The organism is Rubrivirga halophila, assembly GCF_046845755.1.
GTDB lineage: Bacteria > Bacteroidota > Rhodothermia > Rhodothermales > Rubricoccaceae > Rubrivirga.
In genome coordinates, this window is sequence record NZ_CP177357.1 from 1,898,820 (window position 1) to 1,924,433 (window position 25,614).

The 25,614-nt window shown below is 71.5% G+C and carries 28 protein-coding genes; 15 read left to right on the forward strand and 13 right to left on the reverse strand.

What is annotated here, in order from left to right; all coding sequences use genetic code 11:
* Nucleotides 1–145 precede the first annotated feature (145 nt).
* The 6 genes from rpsF to aroF form a co-directional block, all read right to left on the reverse strand.
* Nucleotides 146–559 carry a 30S ribosomal protein S6 gene (gene rpsF, locus ACLIRP_RS08390; RefSeq protein ID WP_412063516.1) on the reverse strand — a complete coding sequence of 138 codons (414 nt, stop codon included), beginning with the start codon at nt 557–559 and terminating at the stop codon, nt 146–148.
* A gap of 256 nt (nt 560–815) precedes the next feature.
* Nucleotides 816–1,904, reverse strand: coding sequence for a peptide chain release factor 1 (prfA, locus tag ACLIRP_RS08395; RefSeq protein WP_412063517.1), 1,089 nt, complete (start codon nt 1,902–1,904; stop codon nt 816–818).
* A 46-nt stretch (nt 1,905–1,950) separates the two neighbouring features.
* A complete protein-coding gene (locus ACLIRP_RS08400; protein ID WP_412063518.1) occupies nt 1,951–2,346 on the reverse strand; it encodes a hypothetical protein in 396 nt (131 codons plus the stop codon).
* A gap of 4 nt (nt 2,347–2,350) precedes the next feature.
* On the reverse strand, nt 2,351–2,776 hold the full coding sequence (locus ACLIRP_RS08405; RefSeq protein ID WP_412063519.1) for a hypothetical protein: 426 nt from the start codon (nt 2,774–2,776) through the stop codon (nt 2,351–2,353).
* Between the two features lie 65 nt (nt 2,777–2,841).
* Complete coding sequence (gene glmS / locus ACLIRP_RS08410; RefSeq protein WP_412063520.1) at nt 2,842–4,680, reverse strand: glutamine--fructose-6-phosphate transaminase (isomerizing); 1,839 nt, start codon at nt 4,678–4,680, stop codon at nt 2,842–2,844.
* 245 nt (nt 4,681–4,925) lie between these two features.
* Nucleotides 4,926–5,969: a 3-deoxy-7-phosphoheptulonate synthase gene (aroF, locus tag ACLIRP_RS08415; protein WP_412063521.1), complete on the reverse strand. Its 1,044-nt coding sequence runs from the start codon at nt 5,967–5,969 to the stop codon at nt 4,926–4,928.
* A gap of 128 nt (nt 5,970–6,097) precedes the next feature.
* Here aroF and ACLIRP_RS08420 point away from each other — a divergent pair, with 128 nt between their 5' ends.
* A complete protein-coding gene (locus tag ACLIRP_RS08420; RefSeq protein ID WP_412063522.1) occupies nt 6,098–6,352 on the forward strand; it encodes a hypothetical protein in 255 nt (84 codons plus the stop codon).
* Here the strand turns inward: ACLIRP_RS08420 and lptB are convergent.
* From lptB to ACLIRP_RS08435, 3 genes are all read right to left on the reverse strand, one after another.
* On the reverse strand, nt 6,349–7,152 hold the full coding sequence (gene lptB, locus ACLIRP_RS08425) for an LPS export ABC transporter ATP-binding protein (RefSeq protein WP_412063523.1): 804 nt from the start codon (nt 7,150–7,152) through the stop codon (nt 6,349–6,351). The genes ACLIRP_RS08420 and lptB overlap by 4 nt on opposite strands.
* The gene (locus ACLIRP_RS08430; RefSeq protein ID WP_412063524.1) at nt 7,149–8,822 is read right to left on the reverse strand and encodes an OstA-like protein; all 1,674 of its coding nucleotides are present in this window, start codon (nt 8,820–8,822) and stop codon (nt 7,149–7,151) included. Before ACLIRP_RS08430 ends, lptB begins: the two co-directional genes overlap by 4 nt.
* An 89-nt stretch (nt 8,823–8,911) precedes the next feature.
* Complete coding sequence (locus ACLIRP_RS08435; protein WP_412063525.1) at nt 8,912–9,652, reverse strand: hypothetical protein; 741 nt, start codon at nt 9,650–9,652, stop codon at nt 8,912–8,914.
* A 273-nt stretch (nt 9,653–9,925) separates the two neighbouring features.
* On the opposite strand from ACLIRP_RS08435, the gene ACLIRP_RS08440 reads away from it, so the two are divergent.
* From ACLIRP_RS08440 to ACLIRP_RS08465, 6 genes are all read left to right on the forward strand, one after another.
* Nucleotides 9,926–10,312 (forward strand): STAS domain-containing protein, encoded by a 387-nt coding sequence (locus ACLIRP_RS08440; protein WP_412063526.1) that lies wholly within the window; start codon nt 9,926–9,928, stop codon nt 10,310–10,312.
* A 41-nt stretch (nt 10,313–10,353) separates the two neighbouring features.
* Nucleotides 10,354–10,899 carry an ATP-binding protein gene (locus ACLIRP_RS08445; RefSeq protein WP_412063527.1) on the forward strand — a complete coding sequence of 182 codons (546 nt, stop codon included), beginning with the start codon at nt 10,354–10,356 and terminating at the stop codon, nt 10,897–10,899.
* Complete coding sequence (locus tag ACLIRP_RS08450; RefSeq protein ID WP_412063528.1) at nt 10,896–12,032, forward strand: PP2C family protein-serine/threonine phosphatase; 1,137 nt, start codon at nt 10,896–10,898, stop codon at nt 12,030–12,032. The genes ACLIRP_RS08445 and ACLIRP_RS08450 overlap by 4 nt, the downstream gene beginning before the upstream one ends.
* A 430-nt stretch (nt 12,033–12,462) precedes the next feature.
* Nucleotides 12,463–12,906 (forward strand): VOC family protein, encoded by a 444-nt coding sequence (locus tag ACLIRP_RS08455; protein WP_412063529.1) that lies wholly within the window; start codon nt 12,463–12,465, stop codon nt 12,904–12,906.
* A 26-nt stretch (nt 12,907–12,932) separates the two neighbouring features.
* The gene (gene bla, locus ACLIRP_RS08460) at nt 12,933–13,700 is read left to right on the forward strand and encodes a subclass B1 metallo-beta-lactamase (protein WP_412063530.1); all 768 of its coding nucleotides are present in this window, start codon (nt 12,933–12,935) and stop codon (nt 13,698–13,700) included.
* 42 nt (nt 13,701–13,742) lie between these two features.
* Nucleotides 13,743–14,054, forward strand: a complete 312-nt coding sequence (locus tag ACLIRP_RS08465) for a putative signal transducing protein (RefSeq protein WP_412063531.1) — start codon at nt 13,743–13,745, stop codon at nt 14,052–14,054.
* Nucleotides 14,055–14,147: 93 nt separating this feature from the next.
* Here the strand turns inward: ACLIRP_RS08465 and ACLIRP_RS08470 are convergent, their stop codons facing one another.
* The gene (locus tag ACLIRP_RS08470) at nt 14,148–14,753 is read right to left on the reverse strand and encodes a GNAT family N-acetyltransferase (RefSeq protein WP_412063532.1); all 606 of its coding nucleotides are present in this window, start codon (nt 14,751–14,753) and stop codon (nt 14,148–14,150) included.
* Nucleotides 14,754–14,953: 200 nt separating this feature from the next.
* Here ACLIRP_RS08470 and ACLIRP_RS08475 point away from each other — a divergent pair, with 200 nt between their 5' ends.
* From ACLIRP_RS08475 to ACLIRP_RS08510, 8 genes are all read left to right on the forward strand, one after another.
* Nucleotides 14,954–17,236: a glutamine--tRNA ligase/YqeY domain fusion protein gene (locus tag ACLIRP_RS08475; RefSeq protein ID WP_412063533.1), complete on the forward strand. Its 2,283-nt coding sequence runs from the start codon at nt 14,954–14,956 to the stop codon at nt 17,234–17,236.
* A 105-nt stretch (nt 17,237–17,341) separates the two neighbouring features.
* On the forward strand, nt 17,342–17,776 hold the full coding sequence (locus ACLIRP_RS08480; protein ID WP_412063534.1) for a hypothetical protein: 435 nt from the start codon (nt 17,342–17,344) through the stop codon (nt 17,774–17,776).
* 178 nt (nt 17,777–17,954) lie between these two features.
* A complete protein-coding gene (locus ACLIRP_RS08485) occupies nt 17,955–18,425 on the forward strand; it encodes a hypothetical protein (protein ID WP_412063535.1) in 471 nt (156 codons plus the stop codon).
* A gap of 133 nt (nt 18,426–18,558) precedes the next feature.
* Nucleotides 18,559–18,735 (forward strand): hypothetical protein, encoded by a 177-nt coding sequence (locus tag ACLIRP_RS08490; RefSeq protein ID WP_412063536.1) that lies wholly within the window; start codon nt 18,559–18,561, stop codon nt 18,733–18,735.
* A gap of 213 nt (nt 18,736–18,948) precedes the next feature.
* Nucleotides 18,949–20,001, forward strand: coding sequence for a polysaccharide lyase family 7 protein (locus ACLIRP_RS08495; RefSeq protein WP_412063537.1), 1,053 nt, complete (start codon nt 18,949–18,951; stop codon nt 19,999–20,001).
* 218 nt (nt 20,002–20,219) lie between these two features.
* Nucleotides 20,220–20,606, forward strand: coding sequence for a hypothetical protein (locus ACLIRP_RS08500; protein ID WP_412063538.1), 387 nt, complete (start codon nt 20,220–20,222; stop codon nt 20,604–20,606).
* Between the two features lie 401 nt (nt 20,607–21,007).
* Nucleotides 21,008–21,895 carry a subclass B3 metallo-beta-lactamase gene (gene bla, locus ACLIRP_RS08505; protein ID WP_412063539.1) on the forward strand — a complete coding sequence of 296 codons (888 nt, stop codon included), beginning with the start codon at nt 21,008–21,010 and terminating at the stop codon, nt 21,893–21,895.
* A gap of 344 nt (nt 21,896–22,239) precedes the next feature.
* Nucleotides 22,240–22,731, forward strand: coding sequence for a DUF4188 domain-containing protein (locus tag ACLIRP_RS08510; RefSeq protein WP_412063540.1), 492 nt, complete (start codon nt 22,240–22,242; stop codon nt 22,729–22,731).
* 33 nt (nt 22,732–22,764) lie between these two features.
* Here ACLIRP_RS08510 and gltX read toward each other — a convergent pair whose 3' ends face one another.
* From gltX to ACLIRP_RS08525, 3 genes are all read right to left on the reverse strand, one after another.
* Nucleotides 22,765–24,267: a glutamate--tRNA ligase gene (gltX, locus tag ACLIRP_RS08515; RefSeq protein WP_412063541.1), complete on the reverse strand. Its 1,503-nt coding sequence runs from the start codon at nt 24,265–24,267 to the stop codon at nt 22,765–22,767.
* Nucleotides 24,268–24,449: 182 nt separating this feature from the next.
* Nucleotides 24,450–24,926 carry an anti-sigma factor family protein gene (locus ACLIRP_RS08520; protein ID WP_412063542.1) on the reverse strand — a complete coding sequence of 159 codons (477 nt, stop codon included), beginning with the start codon at nt 24,924–24,926 and terminating at the stop codon, nt 24,450–24,452.
* Nucleotides 24,926–25,543 carry an RNA polymerase sigma factor gene (locus tag ACLIRP_RS08525; protein WP_412063543.1) on the reverse strand — a complete coding sequence of 206 codons (618 nt, stop codon included), beginning with the start codon at nt 25,541–25,543 and terminating at the stop codon, nt 24,926–24,928. The genes ACLIRP_RS08520 and ACLIRP_RS08525 overlap by 1 nt, the downstream gene beginning before the upstream one ends.
* Between the last annotated feature and the right edge of the window lie 71 nt (nt 25,544–25,614).

The window sequence follows — 25,614 nt, forward strand, 5'->3', positions numbered from 1 at the left end:
GACGTGGTGGGCACGGACGCGCTCTCGAGCGCGGCGCCGACCTGGGTCTCCTCGATCTTGGTCACCTCGACGCCGTCGGCGTCGGTGGGGGTCTCAACGGCGTCGCCGTTGGAGTTCTGGACTTCAGCCATGGTAGGTAGTCGGGTTAGGCGCGCTGGACGGGCGGCGCGATCTTGGGGAGGTCCTTGCCGGCGCGCTGGGCCTCGTAGTGCCGCATCATCTTGGCGTCGTAGCGCAGGACGAGGTGGCGCATGATGTCGTCGTTGATGGTCAGCGCGCGCTCGATCTTGACGAGCCCGCCGTTGACGCCGACGGGCAGCCGGAAGTTGACGACCACGTAGTAGCCGTTGCGCTTCTTCTCGATCGGGTAGGCCAGCCGCTGGCTCCCCTTCTCCTCGACGTTCTCGACGCGGGCGCCGTTGTCGGAGAGGTACGCGGTCACGCGCTGGACGATGTCCTTGGTCTGGTCCTCGTTGAGGACCGGGTTGATGATGTACATCATCTCGTACATCGGGTCGTTCGACCCGGAAGCCGCGGTGGCTTCGGTGGCGTCTGCCATAGTGTCCCTGTGGGATACGGTGAGTGTCGTATGCCCGCGGTGCGCCGGGATGTCTCCCCGGTCGCCCCGGGGCAGGGCGAACGACGAAACTACCGGGCGGGCGGGCTGCCAGCGGCGAAGCGGGGGCGAAGAGTGGGCCCGAGCGCAGGAGCGCAGGAGCGCAGGAGCGCAGGAGCGCAGGAGCGCAAGCTGACCCCCGAGGTCGGTCGTGCCGCTTGCGTGCTTGCGTTCTTCTAAGCTTGCGTTCCCGAGAGGACTATTCCCCGCCCGACGCCGCCGCCTCCATCCGCGCCTCGCGGTCCGCCAGCGCGAGGGCGCGGACGATGTCGTCGAGGTGGCCGTCGAGCACGTTCTGCAACGGGTGGTTTTTGTCGTCGCCCTCCAGGCGGTGGTCCGTCACCCGGCCCTGGGGCCAGTTGTAGGTCCGGATCTTGCCCGAGCGGTCGCCCGAGCCGACCATCTCCTTGCGGGCCGCCGCGCGCTCGTTGTGGACGCGGTCGAGCTCCAGCTGGTAGAGGCGGCTGCGGAGCACCCGGTAGGCCTTCTCCTTGTTCTTGATCTGGCTCTTCTCGTCCTGGATCGAGACCACGAGGCCGGTCGGCTCGTGCGTCAGGCGCACCGCCGAGTCCGTCGTGTTGACCGACTGGCCGCCCGGGCCTGACGACCGGTATACGTCGACGCGGACGTCCTGCGCCCGGATCTCGATGTCGACCTCCTCGGCCTCGGGCAGCACGGCGACGGTCGCCGCCGAGGTGTGGACGCGGCCCTGGCTCTCGGTCGCCGGCACGCGCTGGACGCGGTGGACGCCCGACTCGTACTTCATCCGCCCGAACACGTCCTTGCCCTTGAGCGCGAACGTGATGTCGCGGTACCCGCCCATCGCGCCCTCCGAGGTGTCCATGACCTCGATCTTCCAGCCCTTGTCGGCGGCGTACTTCTGGTAGAGCTCGAACAGGTCGCCGGCGAAGAGGGCCGCCTCGTCGCCGCCGGTCCCCGCTCGGATCTCGACGATCGAGTCGCGCGCGTCCTCGGGGTCCTTCGGCACCAGCTCTTCTTCGAGGTCCTTCTGCGCCGACGCCAGCCGCGCCTCAACCTCTTCGAGCTCTAGCTCTGCCAGCTCGGCCATCTCGCCCGACTCGGCCTCGATCATCTCGCGCAGGCCGTTCGCCTCGGCTTCTAGCTCCTGCCAGGTCCGGGCCGCCTTGACGGCCGGCTCCAGCGTCGACATTTCGCGGCCCAGCGTCGCGAGCTGGCCGGGGTCGCTGGCGACGTCCGGCTGGGACATCGCGGTGAGCACCTCCTGGTAGCGGGCGTAGAGGGCGTCGAGGGCGTCGGGGTTGATCATCGGTGCGAGAGCGTCTGCCGCAAGCTACCGCCGGCCCAGACCTCGCCTAGTCCGCCAGCCGCGTCGTCGAAGTGCGGACCGCCGTCAGTACCAGGCCGTCGGTCGTCCGGTCGATCTCGTAGAGGTCGACGGCGCCCCGGTGGTGGATCGAGACCCGAACGGGGTCGCCGGCGGGGATTGCGAGGGTCCACGCCGCTGGCGCCAAGCCGTCACACGAGGCGCTCACGACGAGCGCGCCACGCACGAACACGGTCAGGCTCGCTGGCCGTGCCTCGCTGTCCACGAAGATCGGGATCCCGCAGTAGTGGTAACTGTCGGTCGTCACGCGCAAGCGGCCGTCGTCGGTGAGGTCCACCAGCATGTCCTCCGGGATCGGGCGGAGGTCGTCCGTCGAGTCGCAGGCGGCGAGCGCGAGCAGCGCGAGGAGGAGCGTCGGGCGCACCACGTCAGCGGGGGCCGGCCCGCGTGGCCGACGTGCGGACGGGCACCAGCTCGAGTCCTCCGTCCGCGTACCGCACCTCGTAGCGGTCGGTCTCGCCCCGGTGACGGACCTCCACGTCGAGAGCGCTCGCGGTCGTCGTCGGAACCGCCACCGCGAAGCTCGACGGGATGAACGCCCGGCAGGTCGGGCCGGTCGGCACCTCCAGCCCGTCCACCTCGACCGTCAGCACGTCTCGGGACACGCGGGTCCGATAGGCGACGGGCGTGGCGCAGCCCGGCGCGCCCTCCGTCACGAACGTAAGGGCTGGCAGGACGGCCGGGTCGGCGGCGACTACGTCGACCACCAGCACGTCGTCGAGCGCGACGACGTCGGGGCGGACGGTGTCGCAGCCGGCGACCGCGAGCGTCAACAGAGCGAGGAGGACGCGCATGGGGATCGGGAAGGGCGACGCGAGATACGCCGCCCGACCTCTCCCTTCAATGCATTCCGCCGTCGCTACTCGACCGTCACGCTCTTGGCGAGGTTGCGCGGCTGGTCAACGTTGCACCCGCGCATCACGGCGATGTGGTAGCTGAGCAACTGGAGCGGGACGACGGTCAGCAGCGGCTCGAAGGCATCGAGCGTCTTGGGCACCTCGATCACGTACTCCGCCAGCTCCCCCAGCCCCTCGTTGCCCGCGTCGGTGATGGCGATGATGGTGCCGCCGCGCGCGGCCGTCTCCTCAATGTTGGAGACCACCTTGTCGTAGGTCGCCTCGCGCGTGGCGATAAAGACGACCGGCATGAACGGGTCGATCAGTGCGATGGGCCCGTGCTTCATCTCGGCGGCCGGGTAGCCCTCGGCGTGGATGTAGCTGATCTCCTTGAGCTTCAGCGCGCCCTCGAGCGCGACGGGGAAGTTGACGCCGCGCCCGAGATACAGGAAGTTGCTGGCGAAGCGGTAGTCGCGCGCCATCTTGCGGATCTGGTCGTCGCCTTCGAGGACGGTGCGGATCTGGTCCGGGATCGCCGCCAGCGCCTCGGTGTGCGTGCGGAGCTCGTCATCGGAGAGGACGCCGCGCTCGGCGCCGAGCAGGAGCGCGAGCTGGGCGAGCACGGCGACCTGGGCCGTGAACGCCTTCGTGCTCGCGACGCCGATCTCGGGGCCGGCGTGGAGGTAGACGCCCGCGTCGGTCTCGCGCGCGATCGTGCTACCGACAGCGTTGACGAGCCCGATCGCGAGCACGCCCGCGTCCTGCGCCTGCCGCACAGCCGCCAGCGTGTCGGCGGTCTCGCCGGACTGGCTGATGACGACGACCACGTCGCGCTCGGGGTCGAGCACGGGGTCGCGGTAGCGGAACTCGGACGCGTACTCGACCTCGACGTTGACGCGCGCGAGCCGCTCGATGAGGTACTCGCCCACGAGCCCAGCGTGCCACGACGTGCCGCACGCGCAGATCACGATCCGCTCCGCCTTGCGAAGCCGGTCCATCACGGGCTCCAGCCCGCCCAGCTTGATCCGCCCCTCGCCGGGCCGGACGCGGCCGCGCATCGCATTCTCCAGCGACTCGGGCTGCTCCATGATCTCCTTGAGCATGAAGTGCTCGTAGCCGCCCTTCTCGATCTCCTCCAAGTCCCACTCCAACTTGTGGACCTCCTTCGAAACCGGCGCCCCGTCGATCTCGAACACGTCGTAGCCGTCGCGGCGGACGACGGCCATCTCGCCGTCGGACAGGTAGACGACGTTCTTGGTGAACTCGATGAACGGGCTCGCGTCGGAGCCGACGAAGTGCTCGCCCTCGCCGATGCCGAGCAGGAGGGGGCTGCCGTTGCGAGCGACGACGAGTTGGTCGGGCTCGTCGCGATGGACGGCCACGATGCCGTACGCGCCGTCGACCTGCGTCAGCGCCTGGCGGATGGCTTCGGCAAAGCCCAGCCCGGTCTCGCGCAGGATCTCCTCGACGAAGAACGCCAGCACCTCGGTGTCGGTGTCGCTGGTGAACTCGTAGCCCTTGTCGACGAGCCGCTTCTTGATCGACGCGTAGTTCTCGATGATCCCGTTGTGGATCAGCGCGAACGAGCCGTCCGAGGCCGTGTGCGGGTGGGCGTTGAGGTCGTTCGGCGGCCCGTGCGTGGCCCACCGCGTGTGGCCGACGCCCACCGTCCCCTCCAGCGGCCGGGCCGCGAGCAGCTTGGCGAGCTCGTCGACCTTCCCCTCCTTTTTGCGGACGTTGAGGTCGCCATTCAAGACGGCGACGCCGGCGGAGTCGTACCCGCGGTATTCGAGCCGACGCAAGCCCTTGACGAGCAGGGGGCTGGCGTCACGAGTGCCGATGTATCCGACGATTCCGCACATAAAGGTGGGGGAGTTGAGTGCTGGAGGGTATCGATGCCTGGGACGCCAACAATACGCCCCGCGGTCCCCGGACTGGCCGGTTTCCCCCACACCTCACGCGATGGGGACGGAGGACCGAAGACGGAGAACCGTGGACTGCAGGCTGGCCTCGTTGCCGGCGCATGCCCGTTTGGCCGCACATCCCTCCGTTCTCGGGCAGACCCCGGGAGCGTCGTCCGACGGTCCGGACCGGCCGGTCCGCTGGCCTACGCCGCCAGCGCGGGCGTCGCCTCGGGGATGGTGCGGTCGACGACGTCGGCCACGCGGCGGGCCCGGTCCATCAGCGCCGCGAAGGCGTCGAGGTAGAGCGACTGCGGGCCGTCGCTCAGCGCCTCGGGCGGGTTCGGGTGCGTCTCGATCATCAGCCCGTCGGCGCCACACGCGACCGCCGCCATCGCCATTGGCGCCACCTTGTCGCGGATCCCGACGCCGTGGCTGGGGTCGACGATGATGGGGAGGTGCGAGAGCTGCTTGACGACGGGGACCGCGCTGAGGTCGAGCGTGTTGCGCGTCGCCGTCTCGAACGTCCGGATGCCGCGCTCGCACAGGATCACGTCCGGGTTGCCCTCGGCGAGCACGTACTCGGCCGACATCAGCCACTCCTCGATGGTCGCGCTCATGCCGCGCTTGAGCAGGACCGGCAGTCCGGCGCGGCCGACCTCTTTGAGGAGCGGGAAGTTCTGCATGTTGCGCGCGCCGATCTGCAACACGTCGGCGTACTCGCACACGACCGCGAGCTGGCTCTCGGTCATCACCTCGGTGACGACCCGCAGGTCGTGGCGGTCGGCGGCGGCCCGCATGATGCGCAGGCCCTCCTCCCCCATCCCCTGGAACGAGTACGGGCTCGACCGCGGTTTGAAGGCGCCGCCGCGCAAGATCCGCGCGCCCGCCGCCGCGACCGCCGCCGCCGACGCCTCGATCTGCTCGACGCTCTCGACCGAGCACGGCCCGGCCATCACGACGAGCTCCGGCCCGCCGACCGCCAGCCCGTTCACGTCGACGATCGTGTCGTCGGGGTGCCACGTCCGGCTGGCGAACTTGTAGGGGCTCGTGATCCGGACGACGTCCTTGACGTCCGGCAGCACGGCGATGTGGCGGACGTCGAACTCGGCGTCGACGCCGGTCGCCGCCAGCACGACGGGCTCGCCCGTCCGGTGGACGTCGAACCCGAACCCGCGCAGGGCCTCGGCAATGGCCTCGACGCGCGCGGCGTCGGCGGAGAGGGCGGGGATGACGACGAGGCCGGCCATGGGCGGAGGTTTCAGCGGGGACTGAAACGTACGGGAGGCGCGCCGGCCGGTTCGCCCTTCACGCCGAGTCCTACTCCGGACGGTTCGAGCCGGCTCGGTGTACACTTGGGCTCCACGTCTGCACCGACATGTCCGACTCTCTCACAGACATCCTTTACGCGCTCCAAGAGAGTCGCCAACGAGCGACGTACGGCGCGGTCGCGGGCGTGCTCAACGCCGTCCCTCGCCGCCCGAAAGACCCACTCCACTCGTGGGTCGTCAGCGCGAAGAACGGGCGTCCGAGCGGCTACCCCGTCGACGCCGTGCACGCCGACCTCGAAGCCCACGAGCAGATCCTCACGACCCCGGAGGATCTCGAAGCCTGGCTTCCGGAGCGCGCTTAGCCCCCGTAGCGCTCCAGCGTGAAGCTCTCCCCGAGGTAGCGGCGCCGGACCTCCGGGTTGTCCGCCAGCTCCTGCGCCGTGCCCTCGACGAAGATCTTGCCGTCGTACAGCAGGTACGCGCGGTCGGTGATCGCCAGCGTCTCGTGGACGTTGTGGTCGGTGATGAGCACGCCGATGCCCCGGTCGCGGAGCGCCGCCACGATGCGCATGATGTCCTCGACGGCGATCGGGTCGACGCCCGCGAACGGCTCGTCGAGCAGGATGAAGCCGGGCCGCGTGGCGAGGGCGCGCGCGATCTCGGTCCGCCGCCGCTCGCCGCCCGAGAGCTGGTGGCCCTTCGACCGCCGGACGGTCTCGAGCCCGAACTCGTCGATCAGCTCGTCGACGCGCGCCTCCTTGTCGGGCTTCGACATGGTCTGGAAGTCGAGGACCGCCCGAATGTTGTCCTCGACCGTCATCGCGCCGAAGACCGACGCCTCCTGGGCGAGGTAGCCGATGCCGAGCCGCGCGCGCTTGTACATCGGCATCCGCGTGATCCGCTTTTCGTCGCCGCCCTTGCGCCCGAGGTAGACCTCGCCCGCGTCGGGGCGCACCATCCCGACGGTCATGTAGAAGGTCGTCGTCTTGCCCGCACCGTTCGGGCCGAGCAGCCCGACGCACATCCCCTGCTCGACGTGGAGCGAGACGCCGTCGACAACGGTGCGGCGGCGGTAGCGTTTGACGAGCCCCTCGGCCCGCAGGACGAGCGGGGCCTCGGGCTCGGTTGCCAGGGATTGGGGGGCGGCGGGGGCGTCGGTCATTCTAAAGACCCATCGGTGGCTGGCGGGCCGGGGTCGTCGTCGGGTGGGGGCGCCGAGAGCGCGGGGTTACCGGCCTCAGGCATGGCGGTGTCGGGCATGGCCGCGTCGCGGGCGAGCCACTCGGCCTCCCAATCGGCGCCGAGCACGTCGGCGCGCGTCGGCCCGTGGGCGGCGTATGCGAATCCCGGCAGGCGGGGGTCGTCGGGGACGACGGAGGCGCCGTACGTGGTCCCCACGATGCCGCCGTCGCCCGCCAGCTCGCGCAGGTCGCCGTCGGCAAAGCGGAAGACGAGCGTGTCGGCCGAGAGCTCGTCGGCGCCCGCGAGCAGGCCCTCGGCCGTGGCGCGGTAGTACACGGCCTGCGCGTTCGGGCCGACGCCGAGCGACCGCAGCGTGTCGCCCTCGAACCGGCCCCGCATGCGGACGCCCGCGATTTGCGCGAGCCGCCCGAGCGTGGAGTCGAGCCGCGCGGCGAAGGCGCCGCCCAAAATCCGGATCCCCTCCGGCCCGCCGTCGACCAGATTCAAAAAGAGGCTGTCGCCGGTGAGCTGGGCGCCATCGGCCCAGACCGACGGGCGCGAGCCGTGCAGCGCGAGGCGGTCGCGGGCGAGCCCCAGCGAATCCGGCAGGCGCACGAAGCGCGCGGAGTCGGCGCGCGCCGCCAGCCGGACGCTCCACACGCGGACCCCGCCCGCCGCCGTCACCACGGTCGTCGTGTCGCTCCCCGCGATCTCGCGCGCGGCGTCAATGCGCGGCGCTCGCGCGAGCGTCGTGTCGGGGCGGCCGCCGTCGTCGGTGCGGAGCACGAGCGCGAGCGGGTCGCGAGTTTCAGTGCCCCGGGCCGAGGCGGTCTCGGCCTGGCCGTCGAAGATGAGGGCGTCGCCGAAGAGGACGGTGCGCGTCGTGGAGTCCGGCTCGGCGGCGTCCTCGTCCCCGAACCGCTGCAAGACGGTCCGGCCGAAGGCGCGGGCTCGCTCGGTCCGGCGGAAGTAGACGACCGAGTCGGCGTCGAGGGCGTCGGTCGGGCGGCGCAGGCGGACGCCGCCCACGAAGTCGGCGCGCTGCGTCCGGGCGTCGTACGTGCCCCGGTCGGCGGTGAGCCGGCCCGTCGAGTCTTCGAGCGCGACGGGCCCGGTGAGCGTCGCGAAGCGGCGGGCGGACGAGTACGTGCCCTCGGGCGAGGTCAGCACGGCGCCCCGGTGCAGGATGCGCCCGCCGCCCGTGAACGTCGACACCTCGGCCCTCGCGTCGTACGTCGCCGTCGGCGCCAGCAGGACCGACTCGCCGTCGCCGAGCCGGACCGCCCCGCCCGCGACGGACCGCTTGGTGGCCGAGTCATACGTCAGCCGGTCGGCGGTCAGCGTGTCGCGTCCCGAGACGACGCGGACGGCGCCCTCGAGCACGACCTCGCCGCGCGACTCGTAGTAGACGGCCCGGCGCGAGCGCAGAAACGTGGTGTCCTGCCGGAGCCGGACGTTCCCCTCCAGCCGCCGGACCGTCCCCGCGACGGAGTCCGACGAGACCTCGACGTAGTCGGCGTTCAGGATCTCGACGAGCCGCGTCTGGGCGGCGGCGGGGGGCCACCAGAGGGCGACCGCCGCGAGGGCGACCGCGAGCCGGACGGCCGCGCTCCGAACCGCGTGGCTGTGGGGCCATCGGCCATCGGGCATCGGCCACCGGAGGGACACGCCCGACGGCTGACGCGGGGCGGCCGGTTGAGCCCCCCGATCGCCGGTCGCCGGTCGCCGGTCGCCGCCCCTCATTCCCGCACCTCGATCTGGCCGGTCGCCCGGCGGAACGAGTAGCGCGAGAGGTCGGAGGTCGCCGACAGCCCGACGCCTCGGACGCGCTCGCCCGGCCCGTCGAACGCGAACGCGCCCGGGGCCGAGAACCGGCCCGAGGCCTGGTCCCAGATCACGCGGCCCGCCTCCAGCGTCCGCCCGCCCGAGGTCAGCACGCGGACCGCGCCGCTCGCCTCGTACCGCCCGCCGGCCCCGCTGACCCGCTGGGCCCGGACGCTCGCGCGCGCCTCGGCCAGCTCGACCGACGCCCCCCCCGACGCCCGGAACGCGCCGTCCGCGTCGACCTCGATGCGCGGCGCCTGCACCTGCGCCCCGTCGACGTCGGCCCGGACGCCGCCCTCGGCGACCACGCGGACCGGGTCCTCCCAGAGCCACGCCTCGCGCGAGCGGACGGCCCCGCCCGGCGCGTCGCCCGAGGCGTAGAGCTGGATCGAGACGCCGCCGCCGGCGGTGTCGCCGGGGACGGGCCCGAGGTACACGTAGGCCGTGTCGCGCGTGTAGCGGGCGAGGTACGGGGCCGCGACCTCCACGAGTGGCGCGCCGTCGCGGGTCGTGCGCAGGCTGGCGTCCCAGCTCTCGCTGTCCGGCAGGTCGTCGAGCGCGACGCCCGGCGGCAGCGCGTCGCCCCCACGCCGGGCGCAGCCGCCGAGGACGGCGACGGCGACGGCGACGGCGACGGCGAGGACGGAGCGGAGCACGGCGGCGGCGGGGGGAGCGCAAGACTACGGGCGGCCGGGAGGTGGATTCGCCCCGCCGGGTGTCGAAAGGTGACGCCCCGGGGACGGGCCGGAACGGGGCCGGTGGGGCGCCCAGGGCGCCGGGAACGGCGCGGGGCTTTGATTTCGCGTCGCGTCGCGGATTCGTGACACCCGGCGAGCGCCCCTCCGGCCCGGTGGTATGATATCTGTCCGAGAGGCGGGCCCCGGGCCACGCTGGCCCCCGTGACCTCCCTCTCGCCCATCGGCGCACCCATGAGCTTCACCTTCCAAAAAGCGTCCTCCACGGCGGCCGTCGTCCGCATCGGCAAGGCGCTGGACTTCCGCAACGCCGCCGAGTTCAAGGCGGCCTGCCAGGAGCACGCCCGTCAGGGCATCCGCTACTACGTCCTCGACTTTTCGGGCACCGGCATCCTGGACTCGACCGGCCTCGGCGTCATCTTCTCGCTCTACCGCCAGCTCACGCCGGCCGGCGGGCAGGTGGTGTTCGCGTCGGTGAGCCGCCCCGTCCAGGTCGTCGTCCAGCTGACGCGCACCTACAAGGTGTTCCGGCAGTTCCCGACCGTCGAGGCGGCCCTCGAGGCGCACGCCGGCGCGGGCGCCCCGGCCGTCCCCCAGCAGCGCCCGACCGGCACGGCGTAGCCACGCCCCCGCCGCTCCCCCCACCCACCGCCGCTGTCGCCATGCCGACGTACGCGTTCACCGATTTCGAGCACGCGGTCGACCGGCTCCACGCCGTGTGCGACGGTTGGGCCGCCGGCGGGCCCTACGTCGACCTCCTGGGCGACGACGGGCTCCACGTGCTCCGGCTCACGCTCCACGAGTGGATCGCCAACCTCGTGCAGCACGCGGCCTACGACGGCGACCAGGAGATCCTGCTCACCATCGGGGTCGACGGCGACGCCGTGCGGTGCGTCGTCGAGGACACCTCCAACGGGTTCGACTTCGCGCGCCAGATCCAGCGCCAGCAGCAGATCCTCGACGCGCCCGCCCCCTCGGAGCGCGGCCGGGGCCTGCTGATGCTCGTCACGTGCGCCGAGGAGCTCGAGTTCCGGCCCGCGACGGAGACCGCCCGCCAGCGGCTAGCCTTCGCCCTCCGCGACCCCGCCGGGGGCGACCTCGGCACGCTCTTCCGCGCCGCCGACCTCCAGTCCGACCCGGCGCTCGTCCACTCGATGGGCGACGGCCAGGCCGGCCGGCCCGCCCCCTCCCCCCGACAGGACCGATGAGCACGCGCCCCCATGTCCTCGTCGTCGAGGACAACAAGACGCTCCGGCGCCTGCTCGAGTACCGCTTGGGCAAGGTCTACGACGTCACGGTTGCCGAGAACGGCGAGCGGGGCCTGGAGGCCGTCGAGGCCCGCATGCCGGACCTCATCGTGAGCGACATCATGATGCCGGTCATGGACGGGTTCGCCCTGCTGGCGGCGCTCCGCGCCGACCCCGCGACCTCGGCCATCCCGTTCATCTTCCTGACCGCCAAGACCGACGACCTCAGCCGCCAGAAGGGCCTCAAAAAGGGCGTCGACGACTACCTCACCAAGCCCTTCGACGTCGACCGGCTCATCACCCGGATCGGCCAGATCTGCCAGCGGAGCCAGGTCTACCAGACCAAGCTCAACTCCAAGATCGGCAAGGACTTTTCGGACCGGCTCCTGCCCAAGGCCATGCCCGACGAGCCGGGCTACCGGACCGTCTTCTTCTCGCGCCCCAAGGAGGACGGCGGCGGCGACCTCTTCGACTGGACGCGCTCCGAGGACGGGTCCTACCTGTTCACCGTCGGCGACATCATGGGCAAGGGGCTCCAGGCCAAGTTCTACGCCTTCAGCTTCCTGTCCTACATCCGGAGCACCATCCACGCGATGCTCCGCGAGACGGTCAGCCCGGCCAAGCTGATGGCGCGCGTCAACGAGATGCTCATCACGGACGCCGTCCTCGAGGAGACCTTCGCGTCGCTCCTGCTGATGCGCTGGGAGCCCGAGAACAACCGGGTCATCTACGCGAACGCCGGCCACTGCCGACCCATCCTCGTCACGCCCGAGGGCCCCGGCATGGTCGAGTACTCCGATCTGATCCTCGGCCTCGACCCGAACACGGTCTACGAGGACCGCCAGCTGGAGCTGCCGCCCGACAGCGCGCTCCTGTGCTACACCGACGGGCTCAACGAGCAGGTCACCAAGGCCGGTACGATGTTCGGCGAATCCGGCGTCGCGCTCGGCGCCCAGGCCGCCTTGCGCGCCGACCAGCCGGCGCACTCGCTGCTTTCGTGGCTCCTGCGCCGCAGCGAGCAGCCGACCTTCGACGACGACGTGCTCGTCTTCTGGCTCCAGCGCCACGCCGAGGCCGCCGCCCGCGCCGCCTAGCCAGGCCTGCTGGCGAGCGCCCCAGCCCTGCGGCTGCCAGCGCGTGTCGGAGGGTTCCCACCGGGCACCACGTCGCTCGTCGGGGGGGGCTCGTAAAGCCTGCCGCTGTCGGGTGCCTGCTGCCTTGGGATGAGGTCATCCCGAGCTCGCGAAGGATCTCAGCGTTAGCCTCCGAGGTGAGACGAACGGAAGGACGGCCGCGAGGGCCGCACGGAGATCTCTCAGGTTCGGTGGCTGGCGCCTTCCCTGCAGGTGCGGGATGACGTTGAGTGGGAGGCGATTGCACTCTCCAGCAGGCGACCAATAGAACGCCGCCGGGCGCGTCCCCAGAAGGCCACCGCGCGCGGGCCGGATCTCGGCACTGCGAGCAACGCCATGCCGGTCCGCCAGGCGGCCGGGCGTAGACTCTGGGCCTCTCGCCCCGCTCCCGATGCGCCCGCTCGTCTTCGCCCTCGCCGTCCTCGTCGCCGGCTGCGCCGGCACCGCGCCAGCGGCGCCGGTCGCCCTCGACCACTCGGCGCTGCACGTCGCCGACCTCGACGTGAGCGTGGCGTTTTACCAGTCGCTCTTCGGGCTCGCCGAAAAGCCGGCCCCCGGTGATCCCGCCGTGATCCGCTGGCTCGACCTCGGGACCGCCGAGCTCCACCTCATCGCCTACGACGGCGACGTGCCGACGACCGACAAGGCGGTCCACTTCGCCTTCCGCGTCCGCGACCTCGACGCCATCGTCGCCCGCGCCGAGGCCCTCGGCATCGCCTACTCCGACTGGCCCGGCGCGCCCGCGACGGTCAGCGTGCGGCCCGACGGCATCCGACAGATTTACGTCCAGGACCCCGACGGCTACTGGATCGAGGTCAACGACGTGCGCGGGTAGCGATCGGCGCCCCTCTCCCCTCCGCCATGTCTCCCCGACTCCTGCTGCTGGCCGCCCTCCTGGCGGGCTGTGCCGGCGCCCCGCCCACGGGACCGGCGCCGTACCCCACGGCCGACACTGTCGCGCCGGGCGCCATCGCGCTCCACCGGCTCGCGCCGGACGTGTGGACCCACGTCTCCACGTTCGAGCTAGAGGGCGGTACCGTCTACCCCTCGAACGGGCTGGTCGTCCGCGACGGCGACGGCGTCTGGCTCGTCGACACGGCCTGGGGCGAAGCCGCGACGGCGGCCCTGCTGGCGGCCGTCGACGCCGAGATCGGCCTGCCCGTCCGGGGCGCCGTCTCGACCCACTTCCACGACGACCGCGTCGCCGGCGCCGACGTGCTCCGCGAGCGGGGCATCCCGGTCTACGCCTCCTCGATGACGCGCCGCTTGGCGGCGGCCGAGGGGAACGCGGTCCCGTCGGACTCCCTCGCCGGGCTGACCGTGCCGGGCGCCCTCGTCCAGCTCGGGGCGGTCGAGGTCTACTTCCCCGGCGGCGGCCACACGCGCGACAACGTCGTCGTCTACGTCCCGGACGCGGGCGTGCTCGCGGGCGGGTGCGCCGTCCACGAGGCCGCCCGCACGACGGCCGGCAACACGGCCGACGCCGACCTCGACACCTGGCCCGACGCCCTGCGCTCGATCCGCGACCGCTTTCCCGACGCCGAGATCGTCGTGCCGGGGCACGGGCCGCCGGGGACGCGGGCGCTGCTCGACCACTCCATCGCGCTCGTCGAGGCCGCGCATCTCTAAGCCGGCGCCCGCGTATCGGCGCGCTCACCAGCCGCCGATGCCATGACCCGCGTCTACAGCACCCCGAACGCCCCCGTCGCCCACCTCGTCCGGCACGCGCTCGAAGCGGACGGCATCGTGGCCGAGGTCCGCGGCGAGACGCGCGCGGCGTTCGTCGGCGAGATCCCACCCATCGAGACCTGGATCGAGGTCTGGGTCTCGGACGAGGACGCCCCGAGCGCGGCCGGGACCGTGAAGGAGGTGATGGCCGAGGCATCCGACGTGGAGCCCTGGGAGTGCCCGACCTGCGGCGAGATGGTCGGCGGCCAGTTCGCCGTCTGCTGGTCCTGCGGCACGGAGGCGCCAGACCAGTAGCGCTCGGAGGTGTCAGAGCCTCCGTCCATGACCTCCCCTCCCAGACGGGAGGGGCCGGGGGAGGGTGACCGGCTGGCGCCAGCCCGCGACCGATCAGCCCCCCTCGGCTCCCCGCACCAGGTCGTCCGCCAGCAGGCCGTACATCGCCGAGTCCTTCCACTCCTCGAACCAGGTGAACCAGCGCTCGCGGAAGCGGCCTTCGAGCCGGAACCCGAGCCGCTCCAGCAACCGCGCCGATGCGGTGTTCTCCGGGTCGACATCGGCCTCCACGCGGTGCAGCCCCATCGTGTCGACCGCGAACGCCAGCGCCGTCCGGACGGCGTCGGACGCGAGCCCCTTGCCCGTGTGGTAGGGGTGCAGGATGAAGCCTAGCTCGCACCGCCGGTTTTGCCGGTCCCAGCCGACAAACGTCACGGTCCCCACGAGCCGGTCCGTCTCCGGGTCGGCGGCGACCCACTGGAACAGCGACCGCTCCGCAAAGCCCCGGTTCATCCCCTCGACGTAGGTCCGCGCCGCGTCGAGGTCCGCCAGCGGGCCGTGGCTCCAGAATCGGAGGTGGCTGCCGTCGCCCAGCATCGCCAGCACATCTGGGACGTCGGCCTCGCGGACGGGCCGCAGGCGCACGCGGGCGCCGACGAGCGTGGGCAGGGCGTCGCCGAAGGGGTCGGGGTGCTCGACCTCGGGGCCGCGTCCGTGCATGTGGGGGGTACGGGGTACGAGGTACAGGGTACGGGCGAGGCTGGCGCTCGTGGGGCGGGGCCGCCCTTCGGAATCGGGCCATGAACTCCGAGAACCGACGCCCGACGGCCGAAAACCGACGCCGTCTCCACCCCCGGCGGGCATCCCCTCGCCACCGCTGGCGTTAGCCTCCCGTCTCCTCTCCCCGCTCCCCCGTTCTCGTGTCCGACGACCGCGCGCCCAAGTCCAACTTCCTCCGCGACATCGTCGCCGCCGACGTCGAGGCGGGCACCTACGGCGGCCGGGTCGTGACCCGCTTCCCGCCGGAGCCCAACGGGTACCCGCACATCGGGCACGCCCAGTCGATCTGCCTCAACTTCGGGCTCGCCCAGGCGTTCGGCGGGCGGACGAATCTCCGCTACGACGACACGAACCCCGAGGCCGAGAGCCAGGAGTTCGCCGACGCGCTCCTCGACGCCGTCGAGTGGCTGGGCTTCGAGCCCGCCGAGGTCCGCTACGCCAGCGACTACTTCGAGCAGCTCTACGAGTGGGCCCAGGACCTCGTCCGCAAAGGGCTCGCGTACGTCGACAGCCAGTCCGGCGACGAGATCCGCGCCACGCGCGGAACGGTGACGGAGGCCGGGACGCCGTCGCCTTACCGCGACCGCCCTGTCGACGAAAGCTTACGGCTGCTGGAGGAGATGAAAAACGGCGAGCACCCCGACGGCTCCCACGTGCTCCGCGCCAAAATCGACACCGAGCACGGGCCGATGGCGCACCCCAACATGAAGCTCCGCGACCCGGTGATGTACCGGATCCGCCGCGACGCCGAGCACTACCGCCGCGGGACCGAGTGGGCCATCTACCCGCTCTACGACTGGGCCCACGGCCAGGGCGACGCCATCGAGGGCGTCACGCACTCGGTCTGCACGCTCGAGTTCGACGTCAACCGCCCGCTCTACGACTGGTACCTCGATGCCATCGGCGTGGAGGAGCCCCGCAACCACCAGCACGAGTTCGCGCGGTTCAACCTCGACTACACGGTGATGAGCAAGCGCAAGCTCCGCCAGCTCGTCGAGGGCGGCCACGTCGCCGGCTGGGACGACCCCCGGATGCCCACGATCGCCGGCCTGCGGCGGCGCGGCGTCCGCCCCCAGGCGCTGCGGCGCTTTTTCGCCGACCTCGGCGTCACCAAGGTCAACGGCTCCGTCGAGATCCAGCAGCTCGACTACGCCGTCCGCGACGACCTCAACGGGACGGCCCGCCGCGTGCTCGCGGTCACCGACCCCGTCCCGCTCACCGTCGAGGGCCTGGCGGCCGACACGCTCGACGCCCCGTACTGGCCCCACGACGTGACGCCCCCGGCGGACGCCCCGGTCTCGCGCAAGCTCCCCATCTCGTCGTCGCTCGTCGTCGAGCGCGCCGACTACGCCGACGTGGCGCCCAAGCGCTGGAAGCGGCTCGCGCCCGGGGCCGTCGTCCGCCTTCGCCACGGGCCCGTCGTCGAGTGCACCGGCGCCGACCACGACGCCGACGGGACCGTCACCGCGATTCGCGCCCGGCTCGCGCCCGACGATGCCCGGCCGACCGGCGTCATCCACTGGGTCGACGCCAGCACCGGCCTCCCCGCCGCGTTCCGCTTGTACGACCGCCTCTTTTCGGACCCCAACCCCGGCGCCGCCGACGACTTCCTGTCGCTCCTCAACCCCGACTCGTTCGTCGAGACCGAGGGGTTCGTCGAGGCGTCCGTCGCCGACGACTCCGCCGACACGCGCTACCAGTTCGAGCGCGTCGGCTACTTCTGGCAGGACCCCGAGGACAGCCTGCCCGGCGCGCTCGCGTTCAACCAGATCGTCGCCCTCAAGGACAACTGGGCCACCCCGACCTCGGCGCCCGCTCGCGACGAGCCGAAGGCCACCCCCGCCCCGCAGGCGCAGGGCCCCCGCGACCCCGCCAGCGCCCTCGACGGCGCCCAGCGCGAGACGTACAGCGCCCTCGTCGTCCGCGGCGTGGGCGAGGAGGAGGCCGCCGTGCTGGCGACCGACGCCGGGCTCCGCAAGCTGACCGACGACACGATCGCGTCCGGCGCCGACCCCAAATCCGCCGGCGCGCTCGTCGTCCACGACCTCCGCCGCGCGCTCGGCGACCGCGAGCTCTCCGAGTCGAAGGCGGACGGCCCCGCGCTCGCAGCGGTGCTGGCGATGGTCGACGCCGGGACGCTGACGCGTAACGCCGCGGGCGAGGCCGTCGCCGGACTCGTCGAGCGCGGCGGGACGGCGGCCGGCGTGGTCGAGGCCCTCGGCCTGGCGGCCGTCCGATCCGAGGATGCCCTCGCGCCCGCCATCGACGCGGCGCTGGCGGACAACCCCGACGAGGTCGCCCGCTACCGCGCCGGCGAGGGCAAGCTGTTCGGGTTCTTCGTCGGCCAGGCCATGCGCCGCGCCGGCAAGGGCGCCGACCCCACGGCCGTGCAGGCCCTCCTGCGCCAGCGGCTGGCGGAGTAGTCCGCACCGGTGAGCGAGTCATGCATATAGACGAATCCCACGCGTTATGCCGATTGGCGGCGTCTATATTGACCGAACCTGCCCGTTCTGCCGACTGGCCGTCGGGTGAAGTACTGGTTACACCACCCTCTTGCTTTGCCGACGCTGAGGAGTGAGGTTGTCCGCGAGGCGTTCGAGCCGCTCGTCTACCGAGGCTTCTCCGAACCGGAGGCATCGCTTGACGGGACCGACCGGACGTTCACGCTCCGCCGCGACGGAGACGAGGTCGTCGTGTCGTCAGAGGACATGGGATCGGCCAAGCCCTACGCTTCTTGGCGCCAACCCGACGGGACCATCACCGACATCGAGGACAACGCGGCGTACCCCGCACATGGCCTCGTCCACGGCTCGCCGTGGCCGCTCTCGCTCTACCACCGCTGGCGGTTGCGTCCGGCGCTCCAAGAGGAGATGGACCTCCGGGTCCGGCGGCTGGCCGAACAAGCGGCTGATCTCGAACGGACGGCCGCTCGTGATCGTCGTAGGGAACGGCGGGCGGTGTAACCCGCGGCTGCAGGCCGACCCAGGGCTCCAGCGTCCTCGGCTCGTCCCGGCGTCGGCGCTACCTTCGCCTCGTCCAACCATCATGCTGCTTGCCCTGGGCGGCTGAGCCGCAATCTGTTATCCGTCGTCGGACCAGACAAGCGATCATTTGAGAGACTCCCGAACCGGAATTTAAACCATGAGCTTGGAGGCATTAGCTGCAATCGCGCAGATCGTAGCCGCGCTGGCTGTGGTGATCACCTTATTCTACCTGGCGCTTCAGATTAAACAAGCAAACGTTCAGGCTGAGGTAGAGTCCCACCGCCACATATGGGATCTACTGAATCAGTGGTGCGACCTGATTTCGAGCTCCACAGAGACGGCGAAGGTCGTTACAAAAGGCAGGAAGTCTATAGGAGAATTGGACGAGGCCGAGTACCTAATGTTCGAACACATCCATATTCGCTTGCTCAACACACTCGAGAGCTGGTTCCTTCAGTTCGACAAGACAGCCAAGGACAAGGCATTCAAGACGCAGCAAATGGAAAACCTGAAGGGGATCGCTCAGGGTTATTTTTCTTATCCCGGGACTAGGGAGTTATGGAATGGATTCCGAGATCACTTTCCGGCCATAGCCCACGTCGTGGATTCTGCCCTTGGCGATACATAACCCACGGCTGCAGGCCGACGCGGGACTCTAGCGCCCTCGATTCGTGCAGGCTTAGGCGCCTACATTGACTCTTCCCAACTTCCCAGCGTCAGCCCCGCGCGGATGAGCCGCAAACTGTTCTACCGCGCTCAGCATGAGCAAGAAGCAGCGAGACCTCGGGAAGGTCCAGAAGATCAGGAACCACATCCGCGACGTCCCGACCGACGAGCTTGTCAAGCGCTACAACTCGGGCTACCTCGGGAAGGCCGGTGCCGTCGCCACCCGCGAGCTGCTGGCGGAGCGAGGCGAGAGCGATAGGATCGGGGAGTGATCTGGCCGGGCGCGGTAGAACCCACCGCTGCAGGCCGACCGAGAGGGTCAGCGTTCTCAACCCGTCCGACCGCCCGCGCAGTCATAGCTTCGTCTCACCTCTCGGCGGCTGAGCGGTCCATGTTCTACCGACATTTCGCTCCGTGCAGCCGACTCCCCCTCGTCGTCGGGGGGTCGTAGAGCCCACCGCGCCCTCGGGCAACCCACTCGCTACGTGACCAGACTCCTCGCTGCCGCCCTCCTGGTCGCCTCGACCGGCCTCTCCTCGTGCCGCGCGCCCACAGCCCCCCCTGACGACGTGGGAGGCACCTCAACAACCAGCGCTCGCGCGTGCCCAGATCACCCGAGCGACGTCCTCTCGTTCTTCCACGAGTGGACGATCACGCTGGGGGACGGGACGACGGTCGCCGACGTGGTCGGCTACCGCGACGACGACTTCTTCTTGACCGCCTGCGACGAGGCGGACTGGGTGGTGTACAAGGTGCCCAACTCGGGGGGCACAACGCGCAACTCGTCCAACACCCGGTCTGAACTCCGGCAGGTGGCCGAGTGGGTACCGGAGGTCGGCGGCCGGCTGGAGGGGACGCTCAAGGTGATGCACGTCTCGACGACGGGCGACGCCCGGGTCCCGGCCTCGTTCTCGGTCGTGGTGGGCCAGATCCACAGCTCGGAGGGCCACGAGAACGAGCCGATCAAGATCTTCTACAAGAAGTTCCCCGGGCACACCAGAGGGTCTGTCTTCTGGAACTACGAGATCAACACCGAGGGCGACAACGCGGAACGGTGGGACCTCTCCACGGCCGTCTGGGGACACGACTTCTCGGTCGTAGGATCGAGCCCCGACACCTACCCGCCAGACCCCGCCGATGGCGTGGCCCTCGGCGAAGAGTTCAGCTACACGATCGACGTGTCCGACGGGATCATGCACGTCTCCTTTGAGCGGGATGGCTACGAGACGCGGACGTTCTCCAAGTCCCTGGTGTCCTCGGACTTCGGGCCGGGCTCCCCGACTCCGCAGCAAGTGCTGTCGGTGTTCGCCTCGACCGGCCAGGATGGCGCCGAGCAAGCCTCCGCCTACGCCGGCGAGCGGCAGTACTTCAAGCAGGGCGCCTACAACCAGGCGAACGGCAAGGACCCCGCCGACAATATGGTCTGGAACACGGGGTCGGAGACGTATGGCGGGCGCCTGGGTGAGCAGTACGCACGGGGCAGCTACGCGGAGGTGTGGTTCAGGTCGGCGACTGTGGGCCAAGGGGGGGCGCCCTGAGCCAAACCTCGGCCGCCCGGTCCGTTCGAGATGACGACCTACGAGGCCAGCCGCGAGTTGCACGCCGCCGCCGCGTGGCTCGTGCCCTCGGGAGTGCGGTCAGAGCCCTCCGACCAGCGCCTGGTCCGGCCGTCCCCCGCCAGGCGCCAGCGTATCCTGCACGCCGACCACAATCGCACCCGGGGCGGGCGAGCGGCCCTCGCCCCCGCGCTCTCCGCATGTCTGCTCGCGTCTCCGTCCAACGCGCCTTGCGTGTCGGGGTCGCCGTCGTAAACGGTCCCGTCTGGCTCGTCCTCTTCGGTGGGCTCGGGGCGGCCATCGCGTTCGGCGACGACCTCGGCCTGACCGGGTGGCTTGCCCTCGCGTCCGTCGCCGGTCCGATCCTCCTCGCCTGGGTCTGGTGGTCCTTCGCGCTCCCCCGTTGGAGGGTCTGGGCGCTGGAGCGCGTGGACGACCGAGAGGCGTTGATCGACCGGGCCGTCGCGTCCCGGCTGATGTGGCCTCGCGGGCACGTGTTCGAGTGGACCGAGGTGCGCCCCCTGTCGGTCCGCGAGCGCGAGCGCGACGTGGGTTGGGACGGCCCCTCCCCCCCACGCGCGAGGTAAGACCGAGGCCGCCGGCCGCCCCGAGGCGCCGACGTCCTCGCCTCGTCCGGGCAGCGGTGCCCCCGGGCCCCCGCTCCGGCGCCAGCCTTCAGCTCGGGACGGCGTACGGAGCCGGACAGCGAACGGCCCCGACCCAGCCCTTCTCGCTCCCTCTCCAACCGTCGGGGCTCGCCCTCGCCGGACTAGAGACCCTCCCAGGCTGGCGGGGGAGCTCGGCCCCATCCCCCAAGCGCGCCCGCGCCAACGGGTGATGTGCAGGCCACCGACGGGCGCGACGCACCGCTCGCGCCCTACGGCCACCCTTCGTCAGTACGCGCCCTCCCTCCCGCTCGCCTCCGCACGGTGGGGGCCCGCCCGCTTTGGCTCGCAAAGTATATTCCGCGTGTCTTCCCCCGCCGCCCATGCCCGCTCCGTCCCACCGCTGGCGCCTGGTCCGGCGCGTCCTCCTTGCGCTGGCGGCCGTCGGCGCGGTCGTCCTGTTCGGGGAGTGGCGCCAAGCGTCGCGCAACGGCGGCCAGCAGCCGGCCGAGCCCTTCCGCATCGCGGGCGACCTCTACTACGTCGGCGCCAACGACGTGGCCGCGTTCCTCATCGCCGGCCCCGACGGTCACGTGCTGATCGACGGCGGCTACCCGGGCACGCCCCCCCTCATCGCCGCCAGCATAGAGCAGCTAGGCTTCGACGTGTCCGACGTGGCCGTCTTGCTCAACTCGGAGCCGCACTACGACCACGCGGGCGGGCTCGCCGAGCTCCAGGCGCGCTCCGGGGCCGAGCTTTGGGCGAGCCACGCCAGCGCCGACGTGCTCGAGGCCGGCGGCGCCGACCCCGACGTGGCGCTCCCCATCCGAGTCCTCATGTGGACCGGGCTCATCCGCTACCCGCCCCCCCGCGTCGACCGCCGAATCACCGACGGCGACACCCTTCGGGTCGGGCCTATCGCACTGGTCGCCCACGTCACGGGCGGGCACACGCGCGGGTGCACCTCGTGGGAGATCCCGCTGCGGGACGGCGACCGGGCCCTCACGGCCGTCAGCGCCTGCAGCCTCGCGCGGATGGGCGGGACAGCCTACCCCGAGCAGGCCGCCGACTTTGAGCGTTCCTTCCGCGTCCTCCGCGGCCTTTCCGCCGACGTCTGGGTGACCTCGCACGCCCGGCTCTTCGGCCGCTACCGCAAGTTCCAGGCGAGCGCGCAAGCTGGAGGCTCCCCGGCCCCGTTTATCGACCCCGAGGGCTACCGCGCCTACGTCGACAGCGCTGAGGCCCGGTACCGACGAGGCGTCGTCCACTAGCCGCACCGCCCTCCCCGGCTCACGGTGGCTCCCGTCAGAGAACGGCGCGCGCGTCGAGTCCCCGCGCCGCCCCTCGGCCCCTCCGCCTGAACCCTGCTCGCGCCTGGCAAGACCGCGCACGGCAAAGATCGCCGGCCTCTCCCCGCCCGACCTGCTGGCGTTGAAACGGACGGCGCCCCCCCGACGGAGCCTCTGGAGTCTCCGCTTGAGGGCACTAGGCCGACGGCCCGTACGCCCCCCGGGGCTCCAACGGAGTCCGTCAGCGCTCCGAGCGAGCCCGAACGCCGCCGCACCGGTTCCTTTCCGTCTCGCCCCCCACGTCCCCTTAGGCCCCGAGGTCCCCCATGAGCCGCATCCTCCCCGCTCGCATGAGCGCCCAGATCGAAGGCGACTTCGTGGTCTTCCTCATCGGCATGCGCCCCAACAAGCTGTGGCTGGTGCACAAGTGGCTCCCCGTGCTGACCGCCATGAACCGGATGCTCGCGGAGCTCGCCGACCGGCCAGAGAGCGGGTTCCTGGGCCACACCTATGGCCTGCCCGTCATTGTCCAGTACTGGCGCTCCTTCGACCACCTAGAGGCCTACGCCCGCTCCACCGACCATGAGCACTGGCCGGCCTGGGTGGCCTTCAACAAGCGCGTCGGCGCCAGCCGGGGCGATGTGGGCATCTGGCACGAGACCTACCGCGTGCAGGCCGGCCAGTACGAGGCGGTTTACAGCGGGATGCCCACCATGGGCCTGGGCGCCGCGGGCCGGCTCGTCAAGGCGTCGGGGGGCCGCGCCATCGCCCGGGGCCGGATCGAGGGGCGCTTGCAAGGCGCCGAGCCGCTGGCGTGAGCCCGGTCGGCCTGGCCTGACCGTGAGCGGCGACTACCCCGCCAGCGCCGCCTTCTGCCCGTCGGCCTCAGCCGCCGCCCGCCGCAGGCGCCGCACGACGGCGTCGCGCCCGATGAGGACCAGCGTCTCGAACAGCCCGGCCCCGACCGACGTGCCCGTCGCCGCCAGCCGCACGGGATGCACGATCCGCCCGAAGCCGGCGCCCTCGTCCTCGGCCAGCTGGCGCATCGCCGCCTCCGTGCTCTCGACCGTGAACGCGTCGGCCGCCGCCAGCCGGTCGGCGTACGTTGCCACGAGCGCCGCGCTGTCCTCCTTCCACCGCTTTTTGAGCCCGCCGGCGTCGTACGTCTCGGGGTCCCGGAACAGGTAGGTCGCCTCCGCCAGGTCCGACGCCTTCGCCAGCCGCTCGCGCAGCAGGTCGGCCGCCGCGACGAGGGCCGCCTCGTCGACCGGCCCGACCGCCGCCTCGACGGCCGGCCGCGCCCGCCCGGCGATCTCGGCCGGCGACAGCATCCTCAAGTGCTGGCCGTTGAACCAATCCAGCTTGTCGATCGAGAACTGGACGCCGCTCCGCCCGATCCGCGCCACGTCGAACGCCTGCGCCAGCCCGGCGAGGTCGAACAGCTCGCGGTCGTCGCCGGGGTTCCAGCCCAGGAGGGCCAGGAAGTTGACGACGGCCTCGGGCTCGTAGCCCGCGTCGCGGTACTGCGAGACCGAGACCGGAATCCCCAGCCGGTCCGCCGAGCGCTTCGACAGCTTTCCGCCCGTGGGCGAGAGGATCAGCGGGAGGTGCGCCAGCCGGGGCGCCTCCCAGCCCAGCGCCCGGTACATCAGCAGGTGCTTCGGGACGGACGACAGCCACTCCTCGCCCCGGATCACGTCCGTGATCCCCATCGCGTGGTCGTCGACGACGTTCGCCAGGTGGTACGTCGGCATCCCGTCGCTCTTGACGAGCACCTGGTCGTCCACCTCGGCCGTGTCGAAGGCGACCTCGCCGCGGACGGCGTCCTCGAACGTGATCGTCTCGCCCTCGGGCACCCGCAGCCGCACAACGTGCTCGTCGCCCGCCGCCAGCCGCCGCGCTACGTCGTCCGCGTCGAGCGTCAGCGAGTTGACCATCTCTCCTCGCGTCGCGAGGTCGTACCGGGGGCTCGGGTTCGCGTCCGAGCGGTGGCGCGCCTTCATGGCCTCGATCTCGTCCGGCGTGTCGAAGGCGACGTAGGCGTGCCCGCCGTCGAGCAGCCGCTGCGCGGCCTCATCGTACAGCGCGCGGCGCTCCGACTGCCGGTACGGCCCGGCGTCGCCGCCCTGCGTCGGCCCCTCGTCGACGGTCAGGCCGGCCCATGCGAGCCCGTCCAGAATGTCCTGCTCGGCCTCGGGCACGAAGCGGGAGCGGTCGGTGTCCTCGATGCGGAGCACGAACGTGCCGCCGGTCTGCCGCGCGAGCAGCCAGTTGTAGAGCGCCGTGCGGAGCCCGCCGATGTGGAGCAGGCCGGTGGGCGAGGGGGCGAAACGGACGCGGACGGGGGCGGACATGCGGGCGGGGAGATCGGACCGCCAACGTACCCGCATCCCCCCCGGGGGCCGCTGTTAGAGGTTTGGGAATACCTCCGCCAAGGGCCTACCCATGGGGTACCTCGACGGTCCGCCCCCCGCTCGCGCAAGCCCCTCTGCTCGTTCCTCATTCCTCGTCCCCCTTTCCCGCGAGCGCCAGCGAGCTACTCCCGCTCGGCCTCGACGGTCACGCCCGGGTCGATCACGTACAGCGTCCCGTCCGACAGGACCGCTTCCACGACGCGGTCCGGCGCCTCGGCGACGGCCGGCGACGGCGACAGCACGGTCCCGATCGCGACGGCCAGCCCGGCGACCGCCAGCAACGCGCCGACAGAGACGCGGCGGCGCAACGCCCCCCCGAGGGGCGCGCGTTCGGCGGCCCGGTCCGGCGCGCGCCGCGACTGCCGCCGCATCTGGTCGAGCCGCGCGAACAGCGCCGTGTCGGCCGTCGCCGGCACCGCGAGCGGCTCCTGGCGCGCCGCCAGCCGGAACGCCAGCAGGGCGTCGAACTGGGCCCGGCACCCGGCGCAGGCGGCGAGGTGCGAGAACAGCGCGGGCTGCAGCGCCCGGTCGAGCTCGCCGTCGACGTACTCGTTGAGCAGCATCTCGGCGTCGTCGGAGCAGGGGATCGCAACGGTCATCACGAGAGGGAGGCTGTGGGGACGGGGGCCGCCGCGGGTCCCGGCGCCTCCCCGCCGGCGCGGGGCAGGCTGTCGGGGTGGAGGAGCGGGCGGAGCGTCGCGCCGATCTCGCGCCGCGCCTTGAACAGGCGGCTCTTGACGGCCGACACGGTCGACTTGGTGACCGCCGCGATCTCGGCGTAGCTCAGGTTCTGGTACTCGCGGAGCACGACGACCTCGCGGTACGACGGCGACAGGCCCTCGAGCGTGCGCGAGACGAGGGCCGCCTGCTCGCTCCGGAGCAGGTTGCCGAAGGGCGTGGCGCCGGGCGACGTCGGCTCGGGCGCCTCGGGTTCGAACCCGACCTCGCGGCCCCGCTTGCGGAGCGCGTTGAGGCACTGGTTGCGGGCGATCGTAAAGAGCCACGCCTTGAACGAGGTCGTGTTGAGCAGTCGGCTCCGGTGCTCGTAGGCCCGGGCGAAGGTCTCCTGGAGCAGGTCCTCCGCGGCCGTCTTGTCGAGCAGCATCTTGGCGCAGTAGCCGTAGACGGCGCCCTTGTAGCGGTCGTAAAGGGCGACGAACGCGAACTCGTCGCCCTGGCGGAACGCGTCGATCAGGGCCGGGTCGTCTGGAGGCATGGCGGGGCGTGGCGGGGTCTCACAGGACGAGACACCGCAGCCAACGGATCGTTGCTCGACGTTCGCACTTT